This is a genomic window from Aquabacterium sp. UBA2148, assembly GCF_002328915.1.
Classification (GTDB): Bacteria; Pseudomonadota; Gammaproteobacteria; order Burkholderiales; family Burkholderiaceae_C; genus Aquabacterium; species Aquabacterium parvum.
In genome coordinates this window covers 1-331 of record NZ_DCXA01000101.1, presented here as the reverse complement: position 1 = coordinate 331, position 331 = coordinate 1, and the positions used below count along the sequence as shown (strand labels likewise).

The 331-nt window shown below is 70.4% G+C and carries 1 protein-coding gene; it reads left to right on the top strand.

Annotation, left to right across the window (positions count from 1 at the left end; genetic code table 11):
• Positions 1-331: ATP cone domain-containing protein (locus tag B2W70_RS05475; RefSeq protein WP_286743650.1), on the top strand; the 331-nt coding region annotated here is incomplete at both ends.

Genomic DNA, 331 nt, shown 5'->3' with positions numbered 1-331 from the left:
GGCGGGCTTCCAGCCTGAGCGCATCGCGCGGGCCATGGCCGCCGCGGGCGATGCCAGCAACGCTTTCGACGTCGATGAAGCCTGGCGCCTGACCGACGCCGTCATCCAGCGCCTGAGCGTGCGCGTGCCCACGGTGGAGCAGATCCAGGACGTGGTCGAGCAGGTGCTGCTCGATGCCGGCCACACCCAGGCCGCGCGCGCCTACATCGTCTACCGCGAGCAGCACCGCGCATTGCGCGAAGACCGCCGCACCGCGGTCGATGTCGAGCGCTCGGTCAACGAGTACCTGCACCGCCAGGACTGGCGCATCCACGCCAACGCCAACCAGGGT